Origin of the sequence: Mycobacterium innocens (assembly GCF_900566055.1) — a bacterium.
In the GTDB taxonomy this organism is placed as follows: domain Bacteria; phylum Actinomycetota; class Actinomycetes; order Mycobacteriales; family Mycobacteriaceae; genus Mycobacterium; species Mycobacterium innocens.
This window is the reverse complement of the sequence record NZ_UPHQ01000160.1, coordinates 13,864-33,360: the sequence shown is the minus strand read 5'-3', so window position 1 is coordinate 33,360 and position 19,497 is coordinate 13,864. Positions and strand designations below refer to the sequence as shown.

Here is a 19,497-nt window from a genome sequence, read left to right as displayed (position 1 = left end):
CCGCACGCATGGTCGCCGCACGGACAGCGCCCGGGTGTTCGGGGCTACTTGCCGCTATGCGCGGCTATTTGCGGCGCACGGTGCGCTGGACGCCACGCATCTTGCCGGCGTTGGGTAACGGGCCCTTCGGCAGGGCGCCGGAACCCGCGCGGGAACCCAGGGCGGCCAGACGCGATTCCAGGGTGTCCATCTGCTTGACGGTGATGTTGGCCGGAAGTTTGGTGAGGTGGCGTTCCAACTTGGCCAGCGGCACCTCGCCGTCGCCGTTACCGATGACGATGTCGTAGATCGGCACATCGCCGACCAGGCGAGCGGTGCGCTTCTTCTCCTGGGCCAACAGTGGTTTGACGCGGCCCGCCGACCCCTCGCCGACCAGGATGACACCCGGCCGGCCGATCACCCGATGCACCGCGTCGAAGTGTCCGGTGGTGGCCACGCCCGGGGTGACCCGCCACTTGCCCCGCAGGTTGTCCAGCACCCAGGCCGCGGCGCCGGTTTGACCTTCGGCTTGCCGGTAGATGCTGCGCTGGGCGCGGCGGCCGAAGATGATGAACGCCACCAGCGCCCCCAGCACCACGCCGAAGATGATCAGCGTGATCATGGTCAAGCCGCCGGCCCACACCCCGACGCCCACCGACACACCGACGATCAGCACGAACGCGCCGATCATGTACGGCAGCAGGCGCTTGTCCTCTTTGCGCTGGATGTTGAACGCCTGCCACAGCTGAGCGCGGCGCTGCCGGGCGGCGGCCCTGCGGGCAGCACTTGCCGCAGCTTTGGCGGCCTTGCTCTCAGCGGCTTTTCGGGGTTTTGCCATAGTCCTCAAGAATACGTACGCGCCGGCTAACGGGAGTCCGAGGCCGCCGAGCTGCGGGCCTGCCGGTAGAGCCGGCCCGCCCGGTAGGACGAACGCACCAGCGGCCCGGCCAATACCCCGGCGAAGCCCAGCCCCTCGGCGTACTGCGCGTACTCGACGAATTCCTCGGGCCTGACCCACCGCTCGACCGGGTGGTGGCGCGGCGACGGCCGCAGATATTGGGTGATGGTGACGATGTCGCAGCCGGCGCCATGGAGATCGGCCAAGGCGGTACGCACCTCGTCGGGAGTTTCACCCAGACCGAGGATGAGGTTGCTCTTGGTGACCAGGCCGGCGTCGCGGGCCGCGGTGAGCACATGCAGGCTGCGCCGGTAGGTGAACGCGGGCCGGATCCGTTTGAAGATGCGAGGCACCGTTTCGACGTTGTGCGCCAACACCTCCGGGCGGGACGCGAACACCTCCGCAAGCCGGCCGGCCTCGCCGTTGAAGTCGGGGATCAACAGCTCGACGCCGGTCTGCGGATTGAGCTCCTTGATGGCCCGCACGGTTTGGGCATACAGCCAGGCACCGCCGTCGGGCAGATCGTCGCGGGCCACCCCGGTGACGGTCGCATACCGCAATCCCATGGTGTGCACGCTCTCGGCGACCCGTCGCGGCTCGTCACGATCCAGGGTGGCGGGCTTACCGGTGTCGATCTGGCAGAAGTCGCAGCGACGGGTGCACTGGTCGCCGCCGATCAGGAAGGTCGCTTCCCGGTCCTCCCAGCATTCGAAGATGTTCGGGCAGCCGGCCTCCTCGCAGACGGTGTGCAGGCCCTCGCGCCGGACCAGGCTTTTCAGCTCGGTGTATTCCGGGCCCATGCGGGCCCGGATGCGGATCCACGGCGGTTTGCGCTCGATCGGAGTTTGCGCGTTGCGCACCTCCAGGCGCAGTAGGCGCCGGCCCTCGGGCGCGACAGTCATGTCGCTGATGCTACGCGTGCGACGGGGTGTTCACCGACGGGCAGGACACCGTCCAGAGCGTCGCACACGGCCTCGGCGACGGCCGATCGGACATCGTCAACGGTTACCTTGCGTCCGAGTTCGGCGGACAGCGACGTCACGCCGGCGTCGGTGATGCCGCACGGCACGATGGTGGTGAACGCACCCAAATCGCAGTCACAGTTGAGCGCGAACCCGTGCAGCGTCGTCGCACGCGTTACCCGCACCCCGATCGCGGCGACCTTTCGCGCCGGGCGCCCGGCGTCGGCAGCCAGCCATACCCCCGACCGGCCGTCGACCCGGCCGGCCTCAAGACCCAGGTCGGCGCACACCTTGATCAGCGATTCCTCAAGGCGCCGAACGTAATTCACCACGTCGAGCGGTTCGGCCAGCCCGATGATCGGATAACCGACCAGCTGTCCGGGGCCGTGCCAGGTGATCTTGCCGCCGCGGTCGGTGTCGACGACGGGGGTGCCGGCGGTGTCGTTCATGGGGCGTTCGTGCGGTTCGGTGCGCCGTCCGGCGGTGTAGACGGGCGGGTGTTCCAGGAGCAGCAGGGTGTCCGGTCCGCCGGCGACCCGGGTGTCGGCGAGTTCCCGCTGCAACTGCCAGGCATCCCGGTAGTCGACGGTCCCCAGCTGACGGACGTCGATCTGGGTCCGGCTCGACCGAATAGAACCAGCCACGATGACGAGGCTACTCGTGACCGCCGCAGCGGGTTCGTGGTCGCGCTGAGGCGACCCGGCGGAACCGCCGGTTGGATGCCGGGAAAAAGCGCTGTGCCGAGATAGTGTGCCTGCAATGAGCTTCATCGAAACCGTTGTCCGCGTGGGCATGGCGATCGACGGCCTGGGCGTCGCGGTGATCATCATCGGCGCTGTGGGCGCTATCCTGCTGTTCCTGTGCCGAGCGCCGCGCAATGCCGCCCGGGCATACCGAGAGTTTCGGGTACAGCTCGGGCGCTCCATCCTGGTCGGCTTGGAGCTTCTGGTGGCCGGTGACATCATCAAGACGATTGCCCTGAAACCCAACGCACAAAGTGTCGCCGCCCTGGCCGGCATCGTTGCCATTCGGACCTTCTTGAGCTTCTCGCTCACCGTGGAGATGACCGGACGGTGGCCCTGGCAGCAGAACAACAAGACGGATTCCGCGACGCCGGGCGAGGTCGCCGCAAAAGCCTAGGTCGCCGGTCCGACGGCACAATAAACCTCCGTTACCACGCGACCACGCATTCTTTCGCGTATTTATGAAGCGATGAAAGTCGGATTGCTGGTAGCGCCGATGCACCCGTTCGAGTCGTACCGGGCGATGATCGGCCTCGCCGAGGACGCCAACGCCGACTCCGCGTGGATTCCCGACCATTTGCTCGGTTGCGCGCATCCTGCCCTGTGGCCCGACATGGCGCTGGCGTCGCTGTCGCCCGATGCCGACGCCTGGTATGACCCGTTCGCCTGTATCGCGGTGATCGGCCGGGAATCGAATCTGTCGATGGGGGTGTGTGTCACCGACCCGATCCGCCGCCGGGCAGTCGATGTCGCACGCACGACGCTGACCTTACATCACTTGTGCCGCAATGGGTTCAGCTTGGGTGTGGGTGCGGGAGAGGCCGAGAACTTGGTTCCGTTCGGCTACGACTTCACAGCTCCGGTAGCGGAATTGGAAGGGTTTTTGGAAGAGCTGCGAGCGCTGCTGGACTACGGGATGACGGCCTCTGGGTCATGCGGCCGGATCGGTCTGCCGCTGCGGCGCGACGGCTTGGGTCCGCCGAAGGTGTGGGTGGCCGGACACGGCCCACGCATGTTGCGGCTCACCGGCGAGTACGGCGATGGATGGGTTCCGGCATGGCCGATGAGCCCGTCGAGCTATGGCGACAGACGCGACACCGTCGCCAAGTACGCCGCTCGGGCCGGACGTGCGATGCCGGAGTGTGCGCTGCATATCGCGGTGATCGTCGGCGAATCGCGGGACCATGTCGTCGAACTCATGGAACGTGATCCGCTCGGTAAACTCGGCGCACTGATGTGCTCCGCTGAGCTGTGGAGCAAGCATGGACTGAGCCATCCGGCGGGTGACCAATGCCGCGGCCTAGTGGACCTGGTCTATCACGACCTCGATCCGGAACTGCTTCGTGAGATTGCGCCTACCATCCCGTTCGAGCTCGTCGAGGAGTTCATGTTCGTCGGGAATGCCGCCGAGATCGCCGGCAGGGTCAGTGGCTACGCCGACCACGGCCTGGAACACGTGATCTTGGGTAATGCCACCGGAACCGTCGGCGGGATCGCCGAGATCAACGCCAACACCGGACAATTGCTGACCTTGGTGGCCGCTCTTCGTGAGCTGTAGCCACCGGGCTCGGTACCGCGGTTACTGCCCGCCGCCGGACAGCAGCTTTTGGCAGTCGACCGAGCGCATTTCCATCATCAGCGCCAGGTTCTGTTGTGGGTCGACGGGCGCATCGATGATGTGCACACCGCCGGCCGCCGCGGCCTGATCGAGTATGGCGCGGAACTTGGCGGGATCGTCAAGCCGATGGCCGGTGGCTCCGTAGCTGTGGGCGTACGCGACGAAATCCGGGTTGGCGAAGTCCACGCCGTAGCGTTGGTAGCCGTCGACCATCTGCTTGAGCGCGATCATGGCAAGGCTGCTGTCGTTGAACACCACGACAATCAGATCGAGCCCGAGGCGGACGGCCGTTTCCAGGTCTTGGCTGTTCATCGCGAAACCGCCGTCGCCGGTGAGCACCACTACCTTGCGTTCGGGATGAACAAGTTTGGCGGCAATCGCGGCCGGCAGGCTGATCCCCATCGATCCCAGCGCATGATCGATCAGCATGGTGTTGGGTTGGCGGGCGTTGAAGTTTCGCGTGGCCCACATCATGTGAATGCCGTTGTCGAGCGAGAGGATGTCCTCGTCGGCCATGAACTCGCGCAGGGTGGCGATCAGATGTCCCTGTTTGGCGGGGAACGAAGTGTCCGCGACGGAGCGTTTGATGCTGTCCTGCATGGCTTTTCCGAGGTTGCGGAAGCCGTTGTGATCCCACGCCGGGTTCGGGGCGAGCTGCGCGGTCAGTCGGCGCAGCGCGTCGGCCATCTCGCCGACCACCTGTACTTGCGGGAAATACGAGTTGTCCCCCTGGGCGGCAAAGGGATTGAGATGGATGACGGTGCGCCCGTCGTCGGGCTGCATGAACATGGTCGGCTTCTCCATCACGTCGTGACCGATGTTGAGCACGACGTCGGCGGACTGGATGGCGCAGTTCGGATAGTCGCCGGGCATGATCGAACAGCCCAGATAGTTCGGGTCGTCCTCGTTGGCGACGCCCTTGCCCATCATCGTCGCCACGAACGGGATCTGCGTCTTGGTGATCAATTCCCGTACCGCCGCCGCGACGGCGGGCCGGTTGGCGCGGGTGCCACCGCCCACCATGATCAATGGCCGGCTCGCGTTCTGGATCAGCTTGGCCGCGACCACGATGCTGTCCTGGGTGGCTACCGGAATGTCGCCGTGCCGGCACGGAACCAGCGGGCCCAGCTCGGTCTCCTGGGCTACATCGTCGGGCAGTTCCAGGTGCGCTGGCCCCTGACGGCCGCCCAACGCCGACATCATCGCCTGCCGCAGCAGCGAGCCGGCCATATGCCCGGACGGAATCTTGGCCGCGAACTTGGTGATGGGGCGCATCACGTCGACCACGTCGACAAGCTGGTATTGCCCCATGCGGTTGTCGCGCACCGCTTTTTGACCGGTGATGACCAGCATCGGCATGGCCGCCAGATAAGCGTGGGCGACCGGGGTGGTCAGGTTCATCGCCCCGGCGCCCAGCGTCGACATGGCAACAGCGAGCTTGCCGGTCAGGCGGCCGTAGGCCGCGGCCGCGAAACCCGCGGCCTGTTCGTGGCGGAACAGGACGAATGTGATCCGCCCGTCCTTGCGCAGCGCCTCCATGAAATGCAGGTTCTCATCGCCGGGAATACCGAACACATACTCGACGCCTTCGGCCGCGAGCGCCTCGACGATCTGCTCGCTGGTATTCGACGGCGGCATCAGAGCTCACCGCTGCCGTGGCTAAGCACCGCCTGCGGGTCTTCGGATTTCAGGCCCTCTTTCATCTGGTCCATCTTCTGCATCACCTGGCGCGCCTTGGTCAGGATCGTCTCGGCCTCGGCGCCGGGGATGACCACGGCCGTCGACCCCTTGGCGAAGATCACGTCGCCTGGTACCACCGTGACCCCGCCGACCGCCACCGGAACATCGGCCAGATAGGGCTGAATCTCATTGCCGCCGGCGCGCACCGTTTCGCCGTGGCAGTACGTCGCGAAGTTGTAGGTGCTCAGTTCCTCAAAGTCGCGCAGCATGCCGTCGGCGAGAATGCCTGCCATGCCCAGGTTTTCAACGCGACTGAGCTTGGTGCCGCCGCCGAGCGAGGTCTGCTGGTATCCATTGGACGCCATCACCAGGACGGCACCGTTGGCCTCATGTTCGGCGACGGCGCGGTAGATGGCCGGCCCGAGGCTGTGCTTCTGCGGATCCATCAGGTCCTTGCGTACCGGCAGAAAGGAGATGGTCACCGCCGGGCCGACGAGGACGCGATCCGGGTCGGGGCTGCGCAGTTCGATGATGTGCGCACGGTGTTGATGCGTCATCATCATCATCGCGTCGACGACGTCGGCGACGCCGAGACCAGCTACCAGTTCCATGAGTTGCATGACTTCGTCCAATCCCTTCTGTTAGCGCGCATTGTCGGTTTCACGAGGCAGCAAGCGAAGTAGCAGGCTCACCACCGGGATCATCCGTGCCATCGCGTTCGGCACCAGGTTTTCCAGTGAATCCCTGATGGCCGTAGCGATTTCGGCGTCCGGCAGGTCGGTGTTCCCCAGCGCGCCGCTGACTGCGTGCCCGCGTCGTCTGCCGTCGGCGATCACCGCGTCGATCGCGGCCAGCAGCGAGCCGTTGTCGTGCAGGGGTTGCAGGGCGGTGTAGTAGAGCACCAGCATGCCCGGCCAATGAGCAAGGTTTCTGGGCAGGCTGACCTGTAGGTCGCGCGCCCGGCCGCGGGCTCCGATCAGATTCACGATGCGTACCATTTCCGCGACATGCGGCGGCATCTTGTCCAGGTTCATCAACAGCGCACATGCGGCCGGCGGTGGCCGGCGGGGTGGCTGCTGAATCCATGGGCACGCGGGCGGGGTCAGGCCGTGCAGCCGGGCCCGGACGGCGCAGAACCCCACCAGGTTGAGCGGATTGCCGGTGTCATACCCGGAAAGTGTTGTGCGGATGACATTTTGGTCATCGGCTCCGATTCCGACGGATTGCAGCGCGGCAGCACTGAGTTGCGGTACCGGCGGCAACTCTTGCCCCTGGCGCAGCGCGTCGGCTTCCCAGTACACCGCGCCATTGGCATAGAGGGGTTTCATCGTCTCCCAGGTCCAGCGCAACGCACCGGGGATCGAGGCGAGATTACGCCAGATCAGATTGACGAAAGTCATTCCGAGCGTTTGGCGGATGTCGGCATAGAGGTCCGCGATTTCCCCAGTGGCCGCGGCCTCGCTGATACTGGGAACCGGATCTCCGGAAGACCGCATAACGCTGGCTTTCAGACTAAATCGCTGCCGGTTCAGTCTGGCATGTTTTCGCGCATATGCTTGATCGCGAGCTTCATGGCCGCTTCCTTGACCTTGTTGCGTGCCATCATCTTTGCGTTATGTTCGGCGATGTTGATGGTGTAGGGGTTCGCTCGCAACAGCTTTGCCGCAAAGAGCAGGTTGAGCGCGGTCAGCTCGGCGTTCCGGCGCACGTACGGGGACAACTCGCCGCCGGCCTCGATGTAGCTGGCTCCGGGTCCGGCGTCACCGACCCAGTACACGTCGGTATTGGGTGGGACCGTCGCGCCGAAGTGCAGGAGGTTGGCGAACGTGTTGGCCACACAGTCATGGCTACCGTCCTCGTTGCCGGTGACCACGATGCCCGCCACCGACCCGTAGAGCGGGAACTGTCCGGTCCGTTCGCACATCACCGTCTTGGTGGTGCCGTCGAGCCGTTCGATCACCCGCTGCATCAGCGACGACCGCACGCCCATCCAGATCGGCATTGCGGCCACGATGATGTTGCAGCGCTTGACCTTTTCCAGGATCGCCGGCCACTCGTCCCCGTCGCCCTCGTCGTTCATCACCCCGGGCTTGATGTTGTAGTCGACGACCCGGACGATCTCGGTTTCGATGTCGGGTTCGTGAGCCCGTAGACGCTCGATCAGCAGATTGCACAGCGCCTCGGTGTTCGAAACTTCGGGTGCATTTTTCAGGGTGCAGTTCAGAAAGAGCGCGTAGAGCGGCCCTTCCTTTTTCAGGTCGTGGAATACCGACGTCGCCACGCGTTTCTCCATTTGTTGGCCGCTGGTGGAATTTCGATGAGACCGCAAGCGAAGAGTACACGAATGGATGTGTATCGGAAGGGGATACGCCGAGCAAAAAACAGCTGAGCGCTAAGCGTGGTCGCGCCGCGCGGTGGCGTAGCGCAGGGCTTCGCCAATTGTGTTGTGGTGGAACTGAAAACCAGTTTCTTCCAGTGCAGCCGGGATGGCGCGCTGACCGCTGAGCAGTACTTCGTCGGCGAACTCCCCGAGCGCGGCGCGCACCGCGAACCCGGGCAGCATCAACGGCGTCGGGCGGTTCAGTGCCCGGCCGAGCGCGGTGGTGAACTCGGCGTTGGTCACCGGCGCCGGCCCGGTCATGTTCACCGGCCCGGACAAGTCGGGGTTGGAGATGGCGAACAGCAGCGCCCGCACCTCGTCCTCGAGGCTGATCCACGACATGTACTGACGGCCGCTACCCAGCCGCGCCCCCAGGCCCACCGAGAATGCCGGCCGCATCGGGCGCAGCGCGCCCCCGGCCGGAGCCAGCACCAGCCCGGTGCGGGCCAGCACCACACGAGTGCCGGCGTACTGGGCAGGCAGCGTGGCGGCTTCCCAATCAACACACAGCTGGGCCAGGAAACCCCCTCCGGCTGAGTCGTTTTCGTCGACGACGCGGTTTCGGGTGTCTCCGTAGTAACCCACCGCGCTGGCGTTGATCAGGGTGCTGACACCGGCGTCGGCGACGGCGGCGGACAGCACCTCGGTGGGCGTGATCCGGCTGTCCCGCAGGTTCTGTTTGAACGCCCCCGACCAGCGGCGCCGGCCGATATTGACGCCGCACAGGTTGACCACGGCGTCGACGCCGGTGAGTACGTCGGGATCGAATTCGCCGCTGTCGGGATTCCAGTGCAATTCTTCGGAACTCGCCGGTGTCCGGCGCACGATGCGAAGCACCGTATGGTCGGCGGCGCGAAGCGCGGCGGCCAAAGCCGAGCCGATCAAGCCGGACGAACCCGCTATCGCGACAACCGTCTCGGGCACCGTTTCATCTAGCCTTTCTCGGCCCTTCTTGACGGCCCATCACAGACCCAGGTCTGCTTCGAACGCTCCCTCTTCCAGACGGTGCTTGATGGTGCTGAGGAAACGTCCCGCATCCGCACCGTCGATGAGGCGATGGTCGTAGGTCAGCGGCAGATAGCACACGGAGCGCACGCCGATCGATTCGTTGCCGAAGGAGTCGACGATCACCCTGGGCCGTTTGACGATCGCTCCGGTACCCAACATGGCGGCCTGCGGCGGCACCAATATCGGCGTGTCGAACAAGGCACCCTGGCTGCCGATGTTGGTGATGGTGAACGTGCCGCCGGACAACTCGTCGGGCTTCAAGTTGCCCGAGCGCGCGCGGGCGGCGATGTCGGCAATCGCGCGGGCCAGCCCGGCCAGCGACAAGTCGCCGGCGTTGTGGATGACGGGGGAGAGCAGACCCTGCTCGGTGTCGACGGCGAACCCGAGGTGCTCGGCGTCGTAGTAGGTGATCTCCTTGGTCTGCTCGTTGTAGCTGGCGTTGATGTTGGGATGAATCTTGAGGGCGTCGATGACCGCTCGGGCGAAGAACGGCAGGAAGGTCAGATTCACCCCCTCCCGTTCGGCGAACGCCGCCTTGGCCCGGGCGCGCAGCGCCACGATCTTCGTCATGTCGACTTCGTGGGTCTGCGTGAGCTGCGCCGTCGCCTGCAAAGACTCGCGAGTCTTGTTGGCGGTGATCTGGCGGATCCGGCTGGCCCTCTGCGTGGTGCCGCGCAGATGCGCCAATACGGGGGCGGGGGCGGACGGGGCGGCGGCTTTGGCAGCCGGCGCAGGGCCTGGAGCCGGCGCCTGCGCGGCTGGTTTCTGCTGTTCTGCCGCGGCCAGCACGTCCTGCTTGCGGATCCGGCCGCCGACGCCGGTGCCGGTCACCTCGGCGAGGTCGATGTTGTGCTGTGAGGCCAGCTTTCGCACCAGTGGCGTGACGTACGGGGTGCCTTCGGCTCCGCCTTGGACCGCGGGCTGAGATGGTGGCGCTTCGGCCTTCGGCGCGGGCGCGGTGGCGGGTTTCGGCTCGGGTTCCGGCTTGGATTCGGGAGCGGGCCTGGCGGCCGGCTCCGGCTTGGGTTCGGGAGCGGGTTCGGCTTTGGGTTCAGGCTCGGCCTCGGGTGCGGGTGCCGGCTTGGGTGCGGCCGGCGCGGCGGCTTGGGAGCCGGTGCCGATCCGCGCCAACTCACCGCCGACCTGGACGACGTCGTCTTCCTCAGCGGTGATGCTGACCAGAACGCCGGCCACCGGTGACGGGATCTCGGTGTCGACCTTGTCGGTGGAGACCTCCACCAGCGGGTCGTCGACTCCGACCGAATCTCCGACCTTCTTCAGCCAGCGAGTCACGGTGCCTTCGGTGACCGATTCGCCGAGTTCGGGCATCAGCACCGGTGTGGTGTCGCCGGCGGAAGCCGACGGCTGGGCGGGTTCTGATACCGCCTGGGGTTCCGGTTCGGGCTCCGGCGCCGGTTGGGCCTGGGAGGCCGGCTCGGCCTTACCGGGACCCGAGGCTTCCGGTTCCGGTTGGGAGGGCTTCTCGTCGCCGCCGCTTTCCGACGCATCGCCGATGATGGCCAGTTCGCCGCCGACCTCGACCGTGTCGTCCTCCTGGGCGATGATCTTGGTCAGCACGCCCGCGGCCGGCGAGGGGATTTCGGTGTCGACCTTGTCGGTCGACACCTCGACGAGGGGCTCGTCGATCTCGACCGTGTCGCCTTCCTGCTTGAGCCAGCGGGTGACGGTTCCCTCGGTGACGCTCTCACCGAGTGCCGGCATCTGGACTGAGAAGGCCATCTCTGTTGACTCCTCGATCGGTCGTCGGTCGGCGCAAACCGACCTCTGGCTTACCACACAGTCGTGCACCGGGTGCGGAACCCAAGTAGATGTCAAAACCTATCCTGTCACTGCCGCCCGGCCGGCACGCATTCAGGGCGCGGCGCCTTCCGGCGGCAACGGCGGCGGTGCGGCGCCCTTGCTACGGTGTGGCCACTGGTAGGCGAAGCAAGTCGCAGGTGAGACGGAGGTCCGATGCCGGCAGCACAACAGGCACCCCAGCGGTTCGTCGACAGCGCGGACGGTGTTCGTATCGCGGTCTACGAAGACGGCAACCCCGACGGTCCGGCGGTGGTGCTGGTGCACGGCTTTCCCGACTCGCACGTGTTGTGGGACGGCGTGGTTCCGCGGCTGGCGCAGCGTTTCCGGGTGATCCGCTACGACAACCGCGGGGTCGGCCTGTCGTCGGCGCCCAAACCTGTCTCGGCCTACACCATGGCTTGTTTCGCCGACGACTTCGCCGCCGTCATCGACGAGCTGAGCCCGGGCCGGCCGGTCCACGTCATGGGCCACGATTGGGGCTCGGTGGGCATCTGGGAGTATCTGACCCGCCCCGGCGCCGGGGACCGAGTCGCCTCGTTCACCTCGGTGTCCGGCCCGAGTCAGGAACAGTTGGTCGATTACGTCTGGGGCGGGCTGCGCCGGCCGTGGCGGCCGCGACGGTTTCTCCGGTCGCTCGCCCAGGCGCTGCGGTTAAGCTACATGGCGCTGTTTTCGGTGCCGATGTTGGCGCCACTGTTTCTGCGGGTGGCGCTTTCGCTCGCGGCGGTTCGCCGCAACATGGTCGACAACATCCCGGCCGACCAGATCCACCACTCCGACAACCTGCCCAGCGATGCCGCTCGCTCGGTGAAGACGTATCCCGCCAACTACTTTCGGGCTTTCTCCCGGCAGCGGCGCAGTCGCGGCATCACCGTGATCGGCGTCCCGGTGCAGCTCATCGTCAACACCCAGGACCCCTATGTGCGGCCCTACGGCTACGACGAGACCGCGCGCTGGGTGCCGCGACTGTGGCGACGAGACATCAAAGCCGGCCACTTTTCCCCGATGTCGCACCCGCAGGTGATGGCGGCCGCGGTGCACGACATCGCCGACCTCGTCGAAGGCAACCCGCCCAGCCGCGCGCTGCTGCGGGCACAGGTCGGCCGGCCACGCAAGCACTTCGGTGACATCCTGGTGGCCGTCACCGGGGCGGGCAGCGGAATCGGCCGCGAAACCGCACTCGCGTTTGCCCGCGAGGGTGCCGAGGTGGTGATCAGTGACATCGACGAGGCCACGGTCAAAGACACCGCCGCGGAGATCGCGGCACGCGGCGGCGTCGCCCATCCGTACGTGCTCGACGTGTCCGAAGCCGAAGCGGTCGAGGCGTTCGCCGAGCAGGTCAGCAGTCGACACGGCGTTCCCGATATCGTCGTGAACAATGCCGGCATCGGCCAGGCGGGCCGGTTCCTGGACACTCCCGCCGAGCAGTTCGACCGGGTGCTGGCCGTCAATCTCGGCGGCGTGGTCAACGGTTGCCGTTCCTTTGGCCGTCGCCTGGTCGAGCGCGGCACCGGGGGACACATCGTCAACGTGTCGTCGATGGCCGCCTACGCGCCGTTGCAGTCGCTGAGCGCCTACTGCACCTCCAAGGCGGCCACGTACATGTTCTCCGACTGTTTGCGGGCCGAACTCGACGCCGCCGGCATCGGCCTGACCACCGTGTGTCCCGGCGTCATCGACACCAACATCGTTGCGGCCACCCGCTTCGACACGCCGGTCGGAAAGGGCGAAGAGCAGGTCGAAGGCCGGCGCGGCCAGCTGGACAAGATGTTTGCGCTACGCCACTACGGGCCCGACAAGGTTGCTCACGCGATCGTGTCGGCGGTCAAGAAGAACAAACCCATCCGCCCGGTAGCGCCGGAGGCCTACGCGCTGTACGGCATTTCCCGGGTGCTGCCCCAGGCGCTGCGCAGTACCGCCCGCATGCGGGTTATCTGACCTCTCCCACGCTGGTATCTGCGGCCTGAGAACGCCGCACCGCCAGCGCGCCGGCTATCCCGATGACCCCGATGACCACCAGCGGGATGGTCCACATGCGCCGGCTCGATACCGCCGATTCACATTGAGCTACGAAGTCGGTGTGCGGGATGACCTGGTTGAGGATCGGGATGTTGGCGCCATTGCTGTCGTTGGCGTTTCGCGCCGCGGACAGGTCGGTGGCGAACCCGTTTCCGCAGGAAATCGAACCGCCGTTGCTGTTGGACACCGACACCGGCACCAGCAGGCCGATGACACCGGCCACCAACAGCACGGCACCCACCGCAATGATCAACCGTCGCAGAGTCACAATTCGGCCTTCCTCGAAGTTTCCGGTCGCTGATCGGGTTAGCCGCTGGATCGCGCGGCTAAACCTGCGGAGTTTGCTAGCCGGTCGCCCGGCGCGGCCTCGGCATTAGTTCCGGGCGCGGCGGGTATCCGCTGGGATCACCTACAGTGCGAAAGGACCCGCTCATGACAGCGACCGGAGAACTGATCGCGACCCGCGACGTGTCGGCATCCTGCGACGATGTCTGGGGCGTGCTCGCCGACGGATGGACCTACAGCCAATGGGTGGTGGGCAACAGCCGCACTCGCGCGGTCGACTCACACTGGCCGCAACCGGGTGCGGCCATCCGGCACTCGATAGGGATCTGGCCGTTGGTGATCGACGACCAGACGGTGGTCGAGAGCTGCGCACCCGGCCAGGAACTCGTCTTGCACGCCGGACTGGGCTGGTTGGGTGCCGCCCGGATCACCATGCGGCTGCATGAAATTCCGGCAGGATGCCGGCTCGACATGATCGAACTGCCGGTACAGGGGCCGATCGGGCTGATGCCTGATCGACTGGCTCTGGCCGCCATCTATCCACGCAACCGTGAATGCCTGTTGCGGCTGGCGGCCATGGCGGAGCGCTTCGAGCCCAGTCAGGTCAGGTAATCATGGCCCGCGCTTGCGACGCGGTCGACGCCGTCGTTATCGGTGCCGGACATCACGGGCTGGTCGCCGCCGCGATGCTGGCCGACGCCGGCTGGGACGTGTTGGTCCTGGAAGCCCAGCCCGAACCGGGTGGCGCGGTGCGCAGTGCCGAGCTGACGCCCGGCTATGTCACCGACCTGTTCAGTTCCTTCTATCCCATGACGATCGCTTCGCCGGCCATCGCGGCGTTGCAGCTGGAAGACCACGGGCTGCGATGGTCGCACGCGCCCGCGGTGGTAGGTCATCCGCGCAGTGCGACCGACGACGACCCGCCGGTCCTCTACCGGGACGCGGCTCGCACCGCAGCGGAGTTCGAACGTCGCCAGCACGGCGACGGCGAAAACTGGTGGCGGGTGCTGCGACTGTGGGAAAAAGTCAAGTCACCGCTGCTGGATGCGATGTTGGCGCCATTTCCGCCGCTGGGCCCGATGATCCGGCTGCTGCTCAAGCTCGGTACTGCCGACGCCGTGCGGCTCGCGCATCTGCTGGTGCAGCCCGCCAACATCATGGTGGACCGGATGTTCGCCGGTGAGGCGCCGCGACTTTTGTTGCTGGGCAACGCCATGCACGCCGACGCTCCGCTGGATGCGCCGGGAAGCGGCGCGTTCGGCTTTCTGCTGATGATGCTGGGCCAGGACTGCGGCTGGCCGGTGCCCGTCGGCGGCTCTGGTCAGCTGACGTCGGCGCTGGTGCGCCGCGCCACCTCCGCGGGTGCGCGAATCGAGAGCAACCAGAACGTTTCTCGCATCCACGTCCGCGGTGGCCGTGCGGTGTCGGTGACCACCACCGGAGGACGAACGGTTCGGGCGCGACGGGCCGTCGTCGCCGATGTGACCGCGCCGCGACTGTTTTGTGACATGCTGCCCGCGGATGCGGTTCCCGGCGGCTTGCTCCGGGAGATCCAGCACTACGTCTGGGATCCGCCGGTGGTCAAGGTCAACTATGCGCTCAACGGTCCCATCCCGTGGCGATCGGAGAGGTTGCGGCAGCCGGGCACCATCCATCTTGGGGCCGACGGGGACGGGCTGGTGCGCTGGATGGCCGACCTGAACACCCGGGTGGTGCCCGAGCATCCGTTCCTGCTGCTGGGCCAAACCACCACGGCCGACCCCACCAGATCGCCCGCCGGAACCGAAAGTGTTTGGGCCTATACGCATCTGCCGCGCAACGTGGCCGACGACGGTTCGGCGGAGCAGCTGGCCAAATCGATCGACCACGTCATCGAAAGGCATGCTCCCGGGTTCGACGCCCGGGTGCTCGACCGATTCGTGCAGCGGCCGTCGGATCTGGAAGCCAGTGACGCCAACCTGCATCTCGGTGCGCTCAACGGCGGCACCGCTCAGTTACCGCAGATGCTGATATTTCGTCCGGCTCCGGGACTGGGCCGCGCCGAAACCCCAATCGAGGGACTGTATTTGGGTAGCGCTTCGGCTACCCCGGGTGGCTCCGTGCACGGCGCATGCGGACGGAACGCGGCGCTGGCCGCGCTGGCAGCCGCCGGCCTGACCGGCTGGCCGCGGCGCAAGCTGAGCCGCGCGGTGATCTCGCTGCTGACCAAATAGCTGAGGGTTCAGCCGTTGTCGCTGATGTCCTCGAGCACCGCGACCATGGTCCGGGTCGGCACACCGGTGGCACCCTTGGGCGTGTAGCCCCACGCGCTGCCGGTGTTGTAGGCGGGGGCGGCCACGTCGATATGCGCCCAGTCCACCGAGTCGGCGACGAATTCCCGCAGGAACACCCCGGCAACCAGCATGCCGGCGAACCGCTGACCACTCACGTTGGCCAGGTCGGCCACCGTGGATTTCAGGTCTTCTTTGAGCTCATCGGGCAGCGGCATGGGCCAGCCGTTTTCGCCGACCCGCTGCGAGATCGCGGCGACGCGATCGCGGAACTCGTCGCTGCCCATCACGCCGGGGATACGCGCGCCCAGTGCCACCGTCTGCGCACCGGTCAGCGTCGACGTCTCGATCAGATAATCCGGGTTGTCCTCGCAAGCCCGAACGATCGCGTCGGCCAGGATCAGCCGGCCCTCGGCGTCGGTGTTGAGCACCTCGACGGTCGTTCCGCCGTACTGGGTCAGCACGTCGCCGGGGCGCTGCGCCGTCGCCGAGGGCATGTTCTCGGCGATCGGCACCGTGGCGATCACGTCGATCGGCAACTGCAGCCGCGCGGCCAGCGTGACCGTGGCGATCACCGCGGCGGCCCCGCCCATGTCCGAGGTCATGTGGTGCATCGACGCGGCCGGCTTGATCGAGATCCCGCCGGTGTCGAAGGTGATTCCCTTGCCGACCAACGCGACCTTCTTGGCCCCCTTCGCATTCTTGGCCAGCCGCGACCCCCGATAGATCAGCCGCACCAGGTGCGGCGGCCGCGACGAGCCCTGACCGACACCGATCACACCGCCGTAACCGGCCTTCTGCAGCGCCTTCTCGTCGAGCACCTCGACCTCGAGTCCGGCTGCCTCGCCCAAAACCCTTGCCCGCCTGGCTAACTCGGCAGGGTACAGGTGGCTCGGCGGCGTGTTCACCAAGTCGCGCGCGGTGGCGACGGCGGTAGCCACCGCCGCGGCATGCGCGCTGTCCTTCTTGGCGTCCTTGGCCGTGCTCAGCACCGTGATCTTGCGCAGCCCTTCGTCTTTGGGTGCGGTTTTGGCGCTGCGGAAAGCGGTGAACCGGTAGCTGCCCAGGATCAGCCCTTCGACGGTGGCCGAGCAGACGCCCTCGCCGGGCAACTGGGCCAGCGTGGTGATCACCGCCGGCGCACTGCCCAGCGACCGCGCGGCCACCCCGGCGGCCCGGCGAATGATGTCCGACGGCCACTCCGACCGCGGCTTGCCCAGACCGACCGTCAACACACTGCCCACCGGCAGCGACGGCACGACCAGCCGGTGCACCTGCTCGCCGGCGCCCGTGGCCTGCAGTGCGCGCAGGCCGGCCTCGATCTCGGCGACCGCGTCGGCGCTCAGGAACGGCTCGGCGACGGCCACGAGCGCTCCCGGCGTCTCGTCGTCACCGGTCGAGACGACCGGCACGATCAGTACCGCAGAACCCGCACCGCGCTTCGGCAGTGACGTGGCAACGTTGACGGTGGGGCTGTGGTAACCCGGTTCGGTGGTCACGCGCAATTACCCTACGGGACTTGGCCCGTCGGCGTCGCGGGCCCGCAGCTCGAAGGCCGTCACCGGGGCGTCGAAACCCTTCAGCGTCAACGGGCCGTGCGCGGTCGCGGGCCAATCCGGCAATTTGTTGTGGAGCTCGCTCGCGGCCAGGATTTGTCCCGGTGCCGCAACGGCCACGAGTCGCGCGGCGAGGTTGACCGGGCTGCCGAAGTAGTCGCCGTTGATGGCTAACACGGTGCCGTAAGCAAGCCCGGCCCGCACCTGCAGGTCGGCCTCGCGCGCCCGCGGATGGTGGACCAGATCAACCGCCGCCTGCACCAACCGCTCGGGTGTCGGGCTCACCCACATGACCGCGTCGCCGATGAACTTCACCAGCCGGCCACCGTCGGCATGCACCACGTCGGCGACGGTGGCGCCGAACTCGGTGAGCAAATCCTGCAGCTGCGCGGGTGTGAGCATCTGGGTCAGCGCGGTGAAGCTGGACAGATCCGCAAAACCGATGCCGCAGGTGACGCTCGCCGACGTGTCCTGAACGACACCTTCGAAATACGTGCGGGCACTGGTCAGATGATGCCGGTGAACGACGTCGATCAAGTTCCCGATCCGGGGGACGAACTCGGCGATGGCCCGGTACGCCTGCGCGGTGGCGAGCTCGTCATGGGTGTGGGTCATCTGGATGTCCGGCATGCCGGCGCGGATCATCGTCGACTCGGCTTCGGCGAGCCGGGCCATCGCGGTGCCGACCACCCGCAACAGTCCGTACGCCCCGTCCTGACCCACCACCGCTTTCAGCGCCACCCAGGTCGCCAGCGCGTCGACGTCGGCCTGGCTCAACGCCGGAACATCGGGACCGGCGACGGTAAGGCCGAGGAGGGCCCAGACGCGGGCGACCTCCTCGGCGGACAACCCGAGTTCGGCGGCCGCCGACTGCACGGTATGGATGGGAGGCCCCGACCATTGCAAGACATCACCGGCAAGACCGAACAGCCGGCCGCGGCGCTCGGCTTCGGCCATCTCGTCGACGGTGAAGCCCAGTGCGTCCAAGTACTTGATCAGGTCGGCGCGCCCGCGTAGATCAGCGATTCCGGCAGCTTCCAGCGCTTCGAAGTCGAGGGAGTCGGGAGAGTCGGGGGAGTCGGACACCTACCCAAGTGTGCCAGCAGCCGACGCGGATTAGGGTGTGTCGTCGTGACCGATGAGCTGCAGCATGGACCCCTGGAAGACCGGCACCGCGCGTTGGGCGCCAGTTTCGCCGAGTTCGGCGGCTGGCTGATGCCGGTGTCGTATGCCGGGACCGTCAGCGAGCACAATGCCACCCGCACCGCCGTCGGCCTGTTCGACGTCAGCCACCTCGGCAAAGCGCTGGTCCGGGGACCGGGTGCGGCGGAGTTCGTCAACTCCGCGCTGACCAACGACCTGCACCGCATCGGCCCCGGTAAGGCGCAATACACCTTGTGCTGCAACGAATCTGGTGGCGTCATCGACGACTTGATCGCCTATTACGTCGACGACGACGAGATCTTCCTGGTGCCCAACGCCGCCAACACCGCCGCGGTTGTCAGCGCATTGCAGGCGGCCGCCCCGGGCGATCTGGCGATCACCAACCTGCATCGCTCCTATGCCGTATTGGCGGTGCAGGGCCGGCGCTCTGCCGACGTGCTCACCGCATTGGGCCTGCCGACCGACATGGATTACATGGGTTATGCCGATTCGGCGTATTCCGGAGTCCCGGTGCGGGTGTGCCGCACCGGCTACACCGGCGAGCACGGCTACGAACTGCTGCCGCCCTGGGAGGCTGCCGGTGTGGTGTTCGATGCCCTGGTGGACGCGGTGTCCGACGCGGGCGGCCAGCCCGCCGGTCTGGGAGCTCGCGACACGCTGCGCACCGAGATGGGTTATCCGCTGCACGGGCACGAGCTTTCACCCGACATTTCGCCGTTGCAGGCTCGCTGCGGCTGGGCGATCGGCTGGAAAAAGGATGCGTTCTTCGGCCGCGACGCACTGCTGGCGGAGAAGGCGGCCGGGCCGCGGCGGCTGTTGCGGGGGCTGCGGATGGTCGGCCGCGGCGTGTTGCGTCCGGGTCTGACGGTGCTGGTCGGGGATACCGCGGTTGGGGTCACCACGTCGGGAACGTTTTCGCCCACATTGCAGGCCGGCATCGCGCTGGCGCTGATCGATACCGATGCGGAAGTGCCGGACGGCGGGCAGGTCACCGTCGACGTTCGCGGGCGCGCGGTCGACTGCGCCGTGGTGCCCCCGCCGTTCGTCGAGGCGAAAACGCGTTAGCGCCCACTCGCGTGCGGAAAACCCTTCGTACACCGATAGAATCGGCGCC

At 66.8% G+C, this 19,497-nt stretch carries 18 protein-coding genes; 6 read left to right on the top strand and 12 right to left on the bottom strand.

Annotated elements, in window-relative coordinates; genetic code table 11:
* Nucleotides 1-64 precede the first annotated feature (64 nt).
* From EET03_RS15925 to lipB, 3 genes are read right to left on the bottom strand one after another with little or no spacing between them, the layout of a single operon-like run.
* The gene (locus EET03_RS15925; RefSeq protein WP_075544393.1) at nucleotides 65-817 is read right to left on the bottom strand and encodes a DUF4191 domain-containing protein; all 753 of its coding nucleotides are present in this window, start codon (nucleotides 815-817) and stop codon (nucleotides 65-67) included.
* Nucleotides 818-843: 26 nt separating this feature from the next.
* Nucleotides 844-1,779: a lipoyl synthase gene (gene lipA / locus EET03_RS15920; RefSeq protein WP_075544392.1), complete on the bottom strand. Its 936-nt coding sequence runs from the start codon at nucleotides 1,777-1,779 to the stop codon at nucleotides 844-846.
* Entirely contained in the window at nucleotides 1,776-2,483 is a 708-nt protein-coding gene (lipB, locus tag EET03_RS15915; protein ID WP_075544391.1) for a lipoyl(octanoyl) transferase LipB, read from the bottom strand. The genes lipA and lipB overlap by 4 nt, the downstream gene beginning before the upstream one ends.
* Nucleotides 2,484-2,598: 115 nt before the next feature.
* Here lipB and EET03_RS15910 point away from each other — a divergent pair, with 115 nt between their 5' ends.
* On the top strand, nucleotides 2,599-2,979 hold the full coding sequence (locus tag EET03_RS15910; protein ID WP_075544390.1) for a DUF1622 domain-containing protein: 381 nt from the start codon (nucleotides 2,599-2,601) through the stop codon (nucleotides 2,977-2,979).
* A gap of 72 nt (nucleotides 2,980-3,051) precedes the next feature.
* A complete protein-coding gene (locus EET03_RS15905) occupies nucleotides 3,052-4,140 on the top strand; it encodes an LLM class flavin-dependent oxidoreductase (protein ID WP_075544389.1) in 1,089 nt (362 codons plus the stop codon).
* Between the two features lie 21 nt (nucleotides 4,141-4,161).
* On the opposite strand, the gene EET03_RS15900 is transcribed toward EET03_RS15905, so the two are convergent.
* The 6 genes from EET03_RS15900 to sucB all read right to left on the bottom strand — a co-directional run bounded on the left by EET03_RS15900 (nucleotide 4,162) and on the right by sucB (nucleotide 11,008).
* Nucleotides 4,162-5,838, bottom strand: a complete 1,677-nt coding sequence (locus EET03_RS15900; RefSeq protein WP_075544388.1) for an acetolactate synthase large subunit — start codon at nucleotides 5,836-5,838, stop codon at nucleotides 4,162-4,164.
* Nucleotides 5,838-6,491: an RraA family protein gene (locus EET03_RS15895; RefSeq protein WP_244232386.1), complete on the bottom strand. Its 654-nt coding sequence runs from the start codon at nucleotides 6,489-6,491 to the stop codon at nucleotides 5,838-5,840. The genes EET03_RS15900 and EET03_RS15895 overlap by 1 nt, the downstream gene beginning before the upstream one ends.
* 30 nt (nucleotides 6,492-6,521) lie before the next feature.
* Nucleotides 6,522-7,376, bottom strand: a complete 855-nt coding sequence (locus EET03_RS15890) for a hypothetical protein (protein ID WP_075544387.1) — start codon at nucleotides 7,374-7,376, stop codon at nucleotides 6,522-6,524.
* A 32-nt stretch (nucleotides 7,377-7,408) separates the two neighbouring features.
* Nucleotides 7,409-8,161 (bottom strand): flavodoxin family protein, encoded by a 753-nt coding sequence (locus tag EET03_RS15885; protein WP_063470248.1) that lies wholly within the window; start codon nucleotides 8,159-8,161, stop codon nucleotides 7,409-7,411.
* Nucleotides 8,162-8,272: 111 nt separating this feature from the next.
* Nucleotides 8,273-9,184 carry a TIGR01777 family oxidoreductase gene (locus EET03_RS15880; RefSeq protein WP_075544386.1) on the bottom strand — a complete coding sequence of 304 codons (912 nt, stop codon included), beginning with the start codon at nucleotides 9,182-9,184 and terminating at the stop codon, nucleotides 8,273-8,275.
* A gap of 39 nt (nucleotides 9,185-9,223) precedes the next feature.
* Nucleotides 9,224-11,008 (bottom strand): 2-oxoglutarate dehydrogenase, E2 component, dihydrolipoamide succinyltransferase, encoded by a 1,785-nt coding sequence (gene sucB / locus EET03_RS15875; RefSeq protein WP_075544385.1) that lies wholly within the window; start codon nucleotides 11,006-11,008, stop codon nucleotides 9,224-9,226.
* A 234-nt stretch (nucleotides 11,009-11,242) separates the two neighbouring features.
* On the opposite strand from sucB, the gene EET03_RS15870 reads away from it, so the two are divergent.
* On the top strand, nucleotides 11,243-13,027 hold the full coding sequence (locus EET03_RS15870; protein ID WP_075544384.1) for an SDR family oxidoreductase: 1,785 nt from the start codon (nucleotides 11,243-11,245) through the stop codon (nucleotides 13,025-13,027).
* Here the strand turns inward: EET03_RS15870 and EET03_RS15865 are convergent.
* On the bottom strand, nucleotides 13,020-13,376 hold the full coding sequence (locus tag EET03_RS15865) for an aminopeptidase (protein ID WP_075544383.1): 357 nt from the start codon (nucleotides 13,374-13,376) through the stop codon (nucleotides 13,020-13,022). The genes EET03_RS15870 and EET03_RS15865 overlap by 8 nt on opposite strands.
* 164 nt (nucleotides 13,377-13,540) lie before the next feature.
* Here EET03_RS15865 and EET03_RS15860 point away from each other — a divergent pair, with 164 nt between their 5' ends.
* Both EET03_RS15860 and EET03_RS15855 read left to right on the top strand, forming a co-directional pair.
* Nucleotides 13,541-14,005, top strand: coding sequence for an SRPBCC family protein (locus tag EET03_RS15860; RefSeq protein ID WP_063470213.1), 465 nt, complete (start codon nucleotides 13,541-13,543; stop codon nucleotides 14,003-14,005).
* Nucleotides 14,006-14,007: 2 nt separating this feature from the next.
* Complete coding sequence (locus tag EET03_RS15855) at nucleotides 14,008-15,606, top strand: phytoene desaturase family protein (RefSeq protein ID WP_075544382.1); 1,599 nt, start codon at nucleotides 14,008-14,010, stop codon at nucleotides 15,604-15,606.
* 8 nt (nucleotides 15,607-15,614) lie between these two features.
* Here the strand turns inward: EET03_RS15855 and EET03_RS15850 are convergent, their stop codons facing one another.
* Entirely contained in the window at nucleotides 15,615-17,162 is a 1,548-nt protein-coding gene (locus EET03_RS15850; protein WP_075544381.1) for a leucyl aminopeptidase, read from the bottom strand.
* Between the two features lie 6 nt (nucleotides 17,163-17,168).
* Nucleotides 17,169-18,305 (bottom strand): adenylate/guanylate cyclase domain-containing protein, encoded by a 1,137-nt coding sequence (locus EET03_RS15845; RefSeq protein ID WP_075544380.1) that lies wholly within the window; start codon nucleotides 18,303-18,305, stop codon nucleotides 17,169-17,171.
* Nucleotides 18,306-18,350: 45 nt separating this feature from the next.
* Here EET03_RS15845 and gcvT point away from each other — a divergent pair, with 45 nt between their 5' ends.
* Nucleotides 18,351-19,448 (top strand): glycine cleavage system aminomethyltransferase GcvT, encoded by a 1,098-nt coding sequence (gcvT, locus tag EET03_RS15840; protein ID WP_075544379.1) that lies wholly within the window; start codon nucleotides 18,351-18,353, stop codon nucleotides 19,446-19,448.
* The last annotated feature ends 49 nt before the right edge of the window (nucleotides 19,449-19,497 follow it).

Excerpts from the sequence above, each read along its gene's own strand:
- EET03_RS15925 (WP_075544393.1), bottom strand. The coding sequence starts at position 817 with ATGGCAAAACCCCGAAAAGCCGCTGAGAGCAAGGCCGCCAAAGCTGCG.
- lipA (WP_075544392.1), bottom strand. The coding sequence starts at position 1,779 with ATGACTGTCGCGCCCGAGGGCCGGCGCCTACTGCGCCTGGAGGTGCGC.
- EET03_RS15910 (WP_075544390.1), top strand. The coding sequence starts at position 2,599 with ATGAGCTTCATCGAAACCGTTGTCCGCGTGGGCATGGCGATCGACGGC.
- EET03_RS15905 (WP_075544389.1), top strand. The coding sequence starts at position 3,052 with ATGAAAGTCGGATTGCTGGTAGCGCCGATGCACCCGTTCGAGTCGTAC.
- EET03_RS15900 (WP_075544388.1), bottom strand. The coding sequence starts at position 5,838 with ATGCCGCCGTCGAATACCAGCGAGCAGATCGTCGAGGCGCTCGCGGCC.
- EET03_RS15895 (WP_244232386.1), bottom strand. The coding sequence starts at position 6,491 with ATGGAACTGGTAGCTGGTCTCGGCGTCGCCGACGTCGTCGACGCGATG.
- EET03_RS15890 (WP_075544387.1), bottom strand. The coding sequence starts at position 7,376 with ATGCGGTCTTCCGGAGATCCGGTTCCCAGTATCAGCGAGGCCGCGGCC.
- sucB (WP_075544385.1), bottom strand. The coding sequence starts at position 11,008 with ATGGCCTTCTCAGTCCAGATGCCGGCACTCGGTGAGAGCGTCACCGAG.
- EET03_RS15870 (WP_075544384.1), top strand. The coding sequence starts at position 11,243 with ATGCCGGCAGCACAACAGGCACCCCAGCGGTTCGTCGACAGCGCGGAC.
- EET03_RS15860 (WP_063470213.1), top strand. The coding sequence starts at position 13,541 with ATGACAGCGACCGGAGAACTGATCGCGACCCGCGACGTGTCGGCATCC.
- EET03_RS15855 (WP_075544382.1), top strand. The coding sequence starts at position 14,008 with ATGGCCCGCGCTTGCGACGCGGTCGACGCCGTCGTTATCGGTGCCGGA.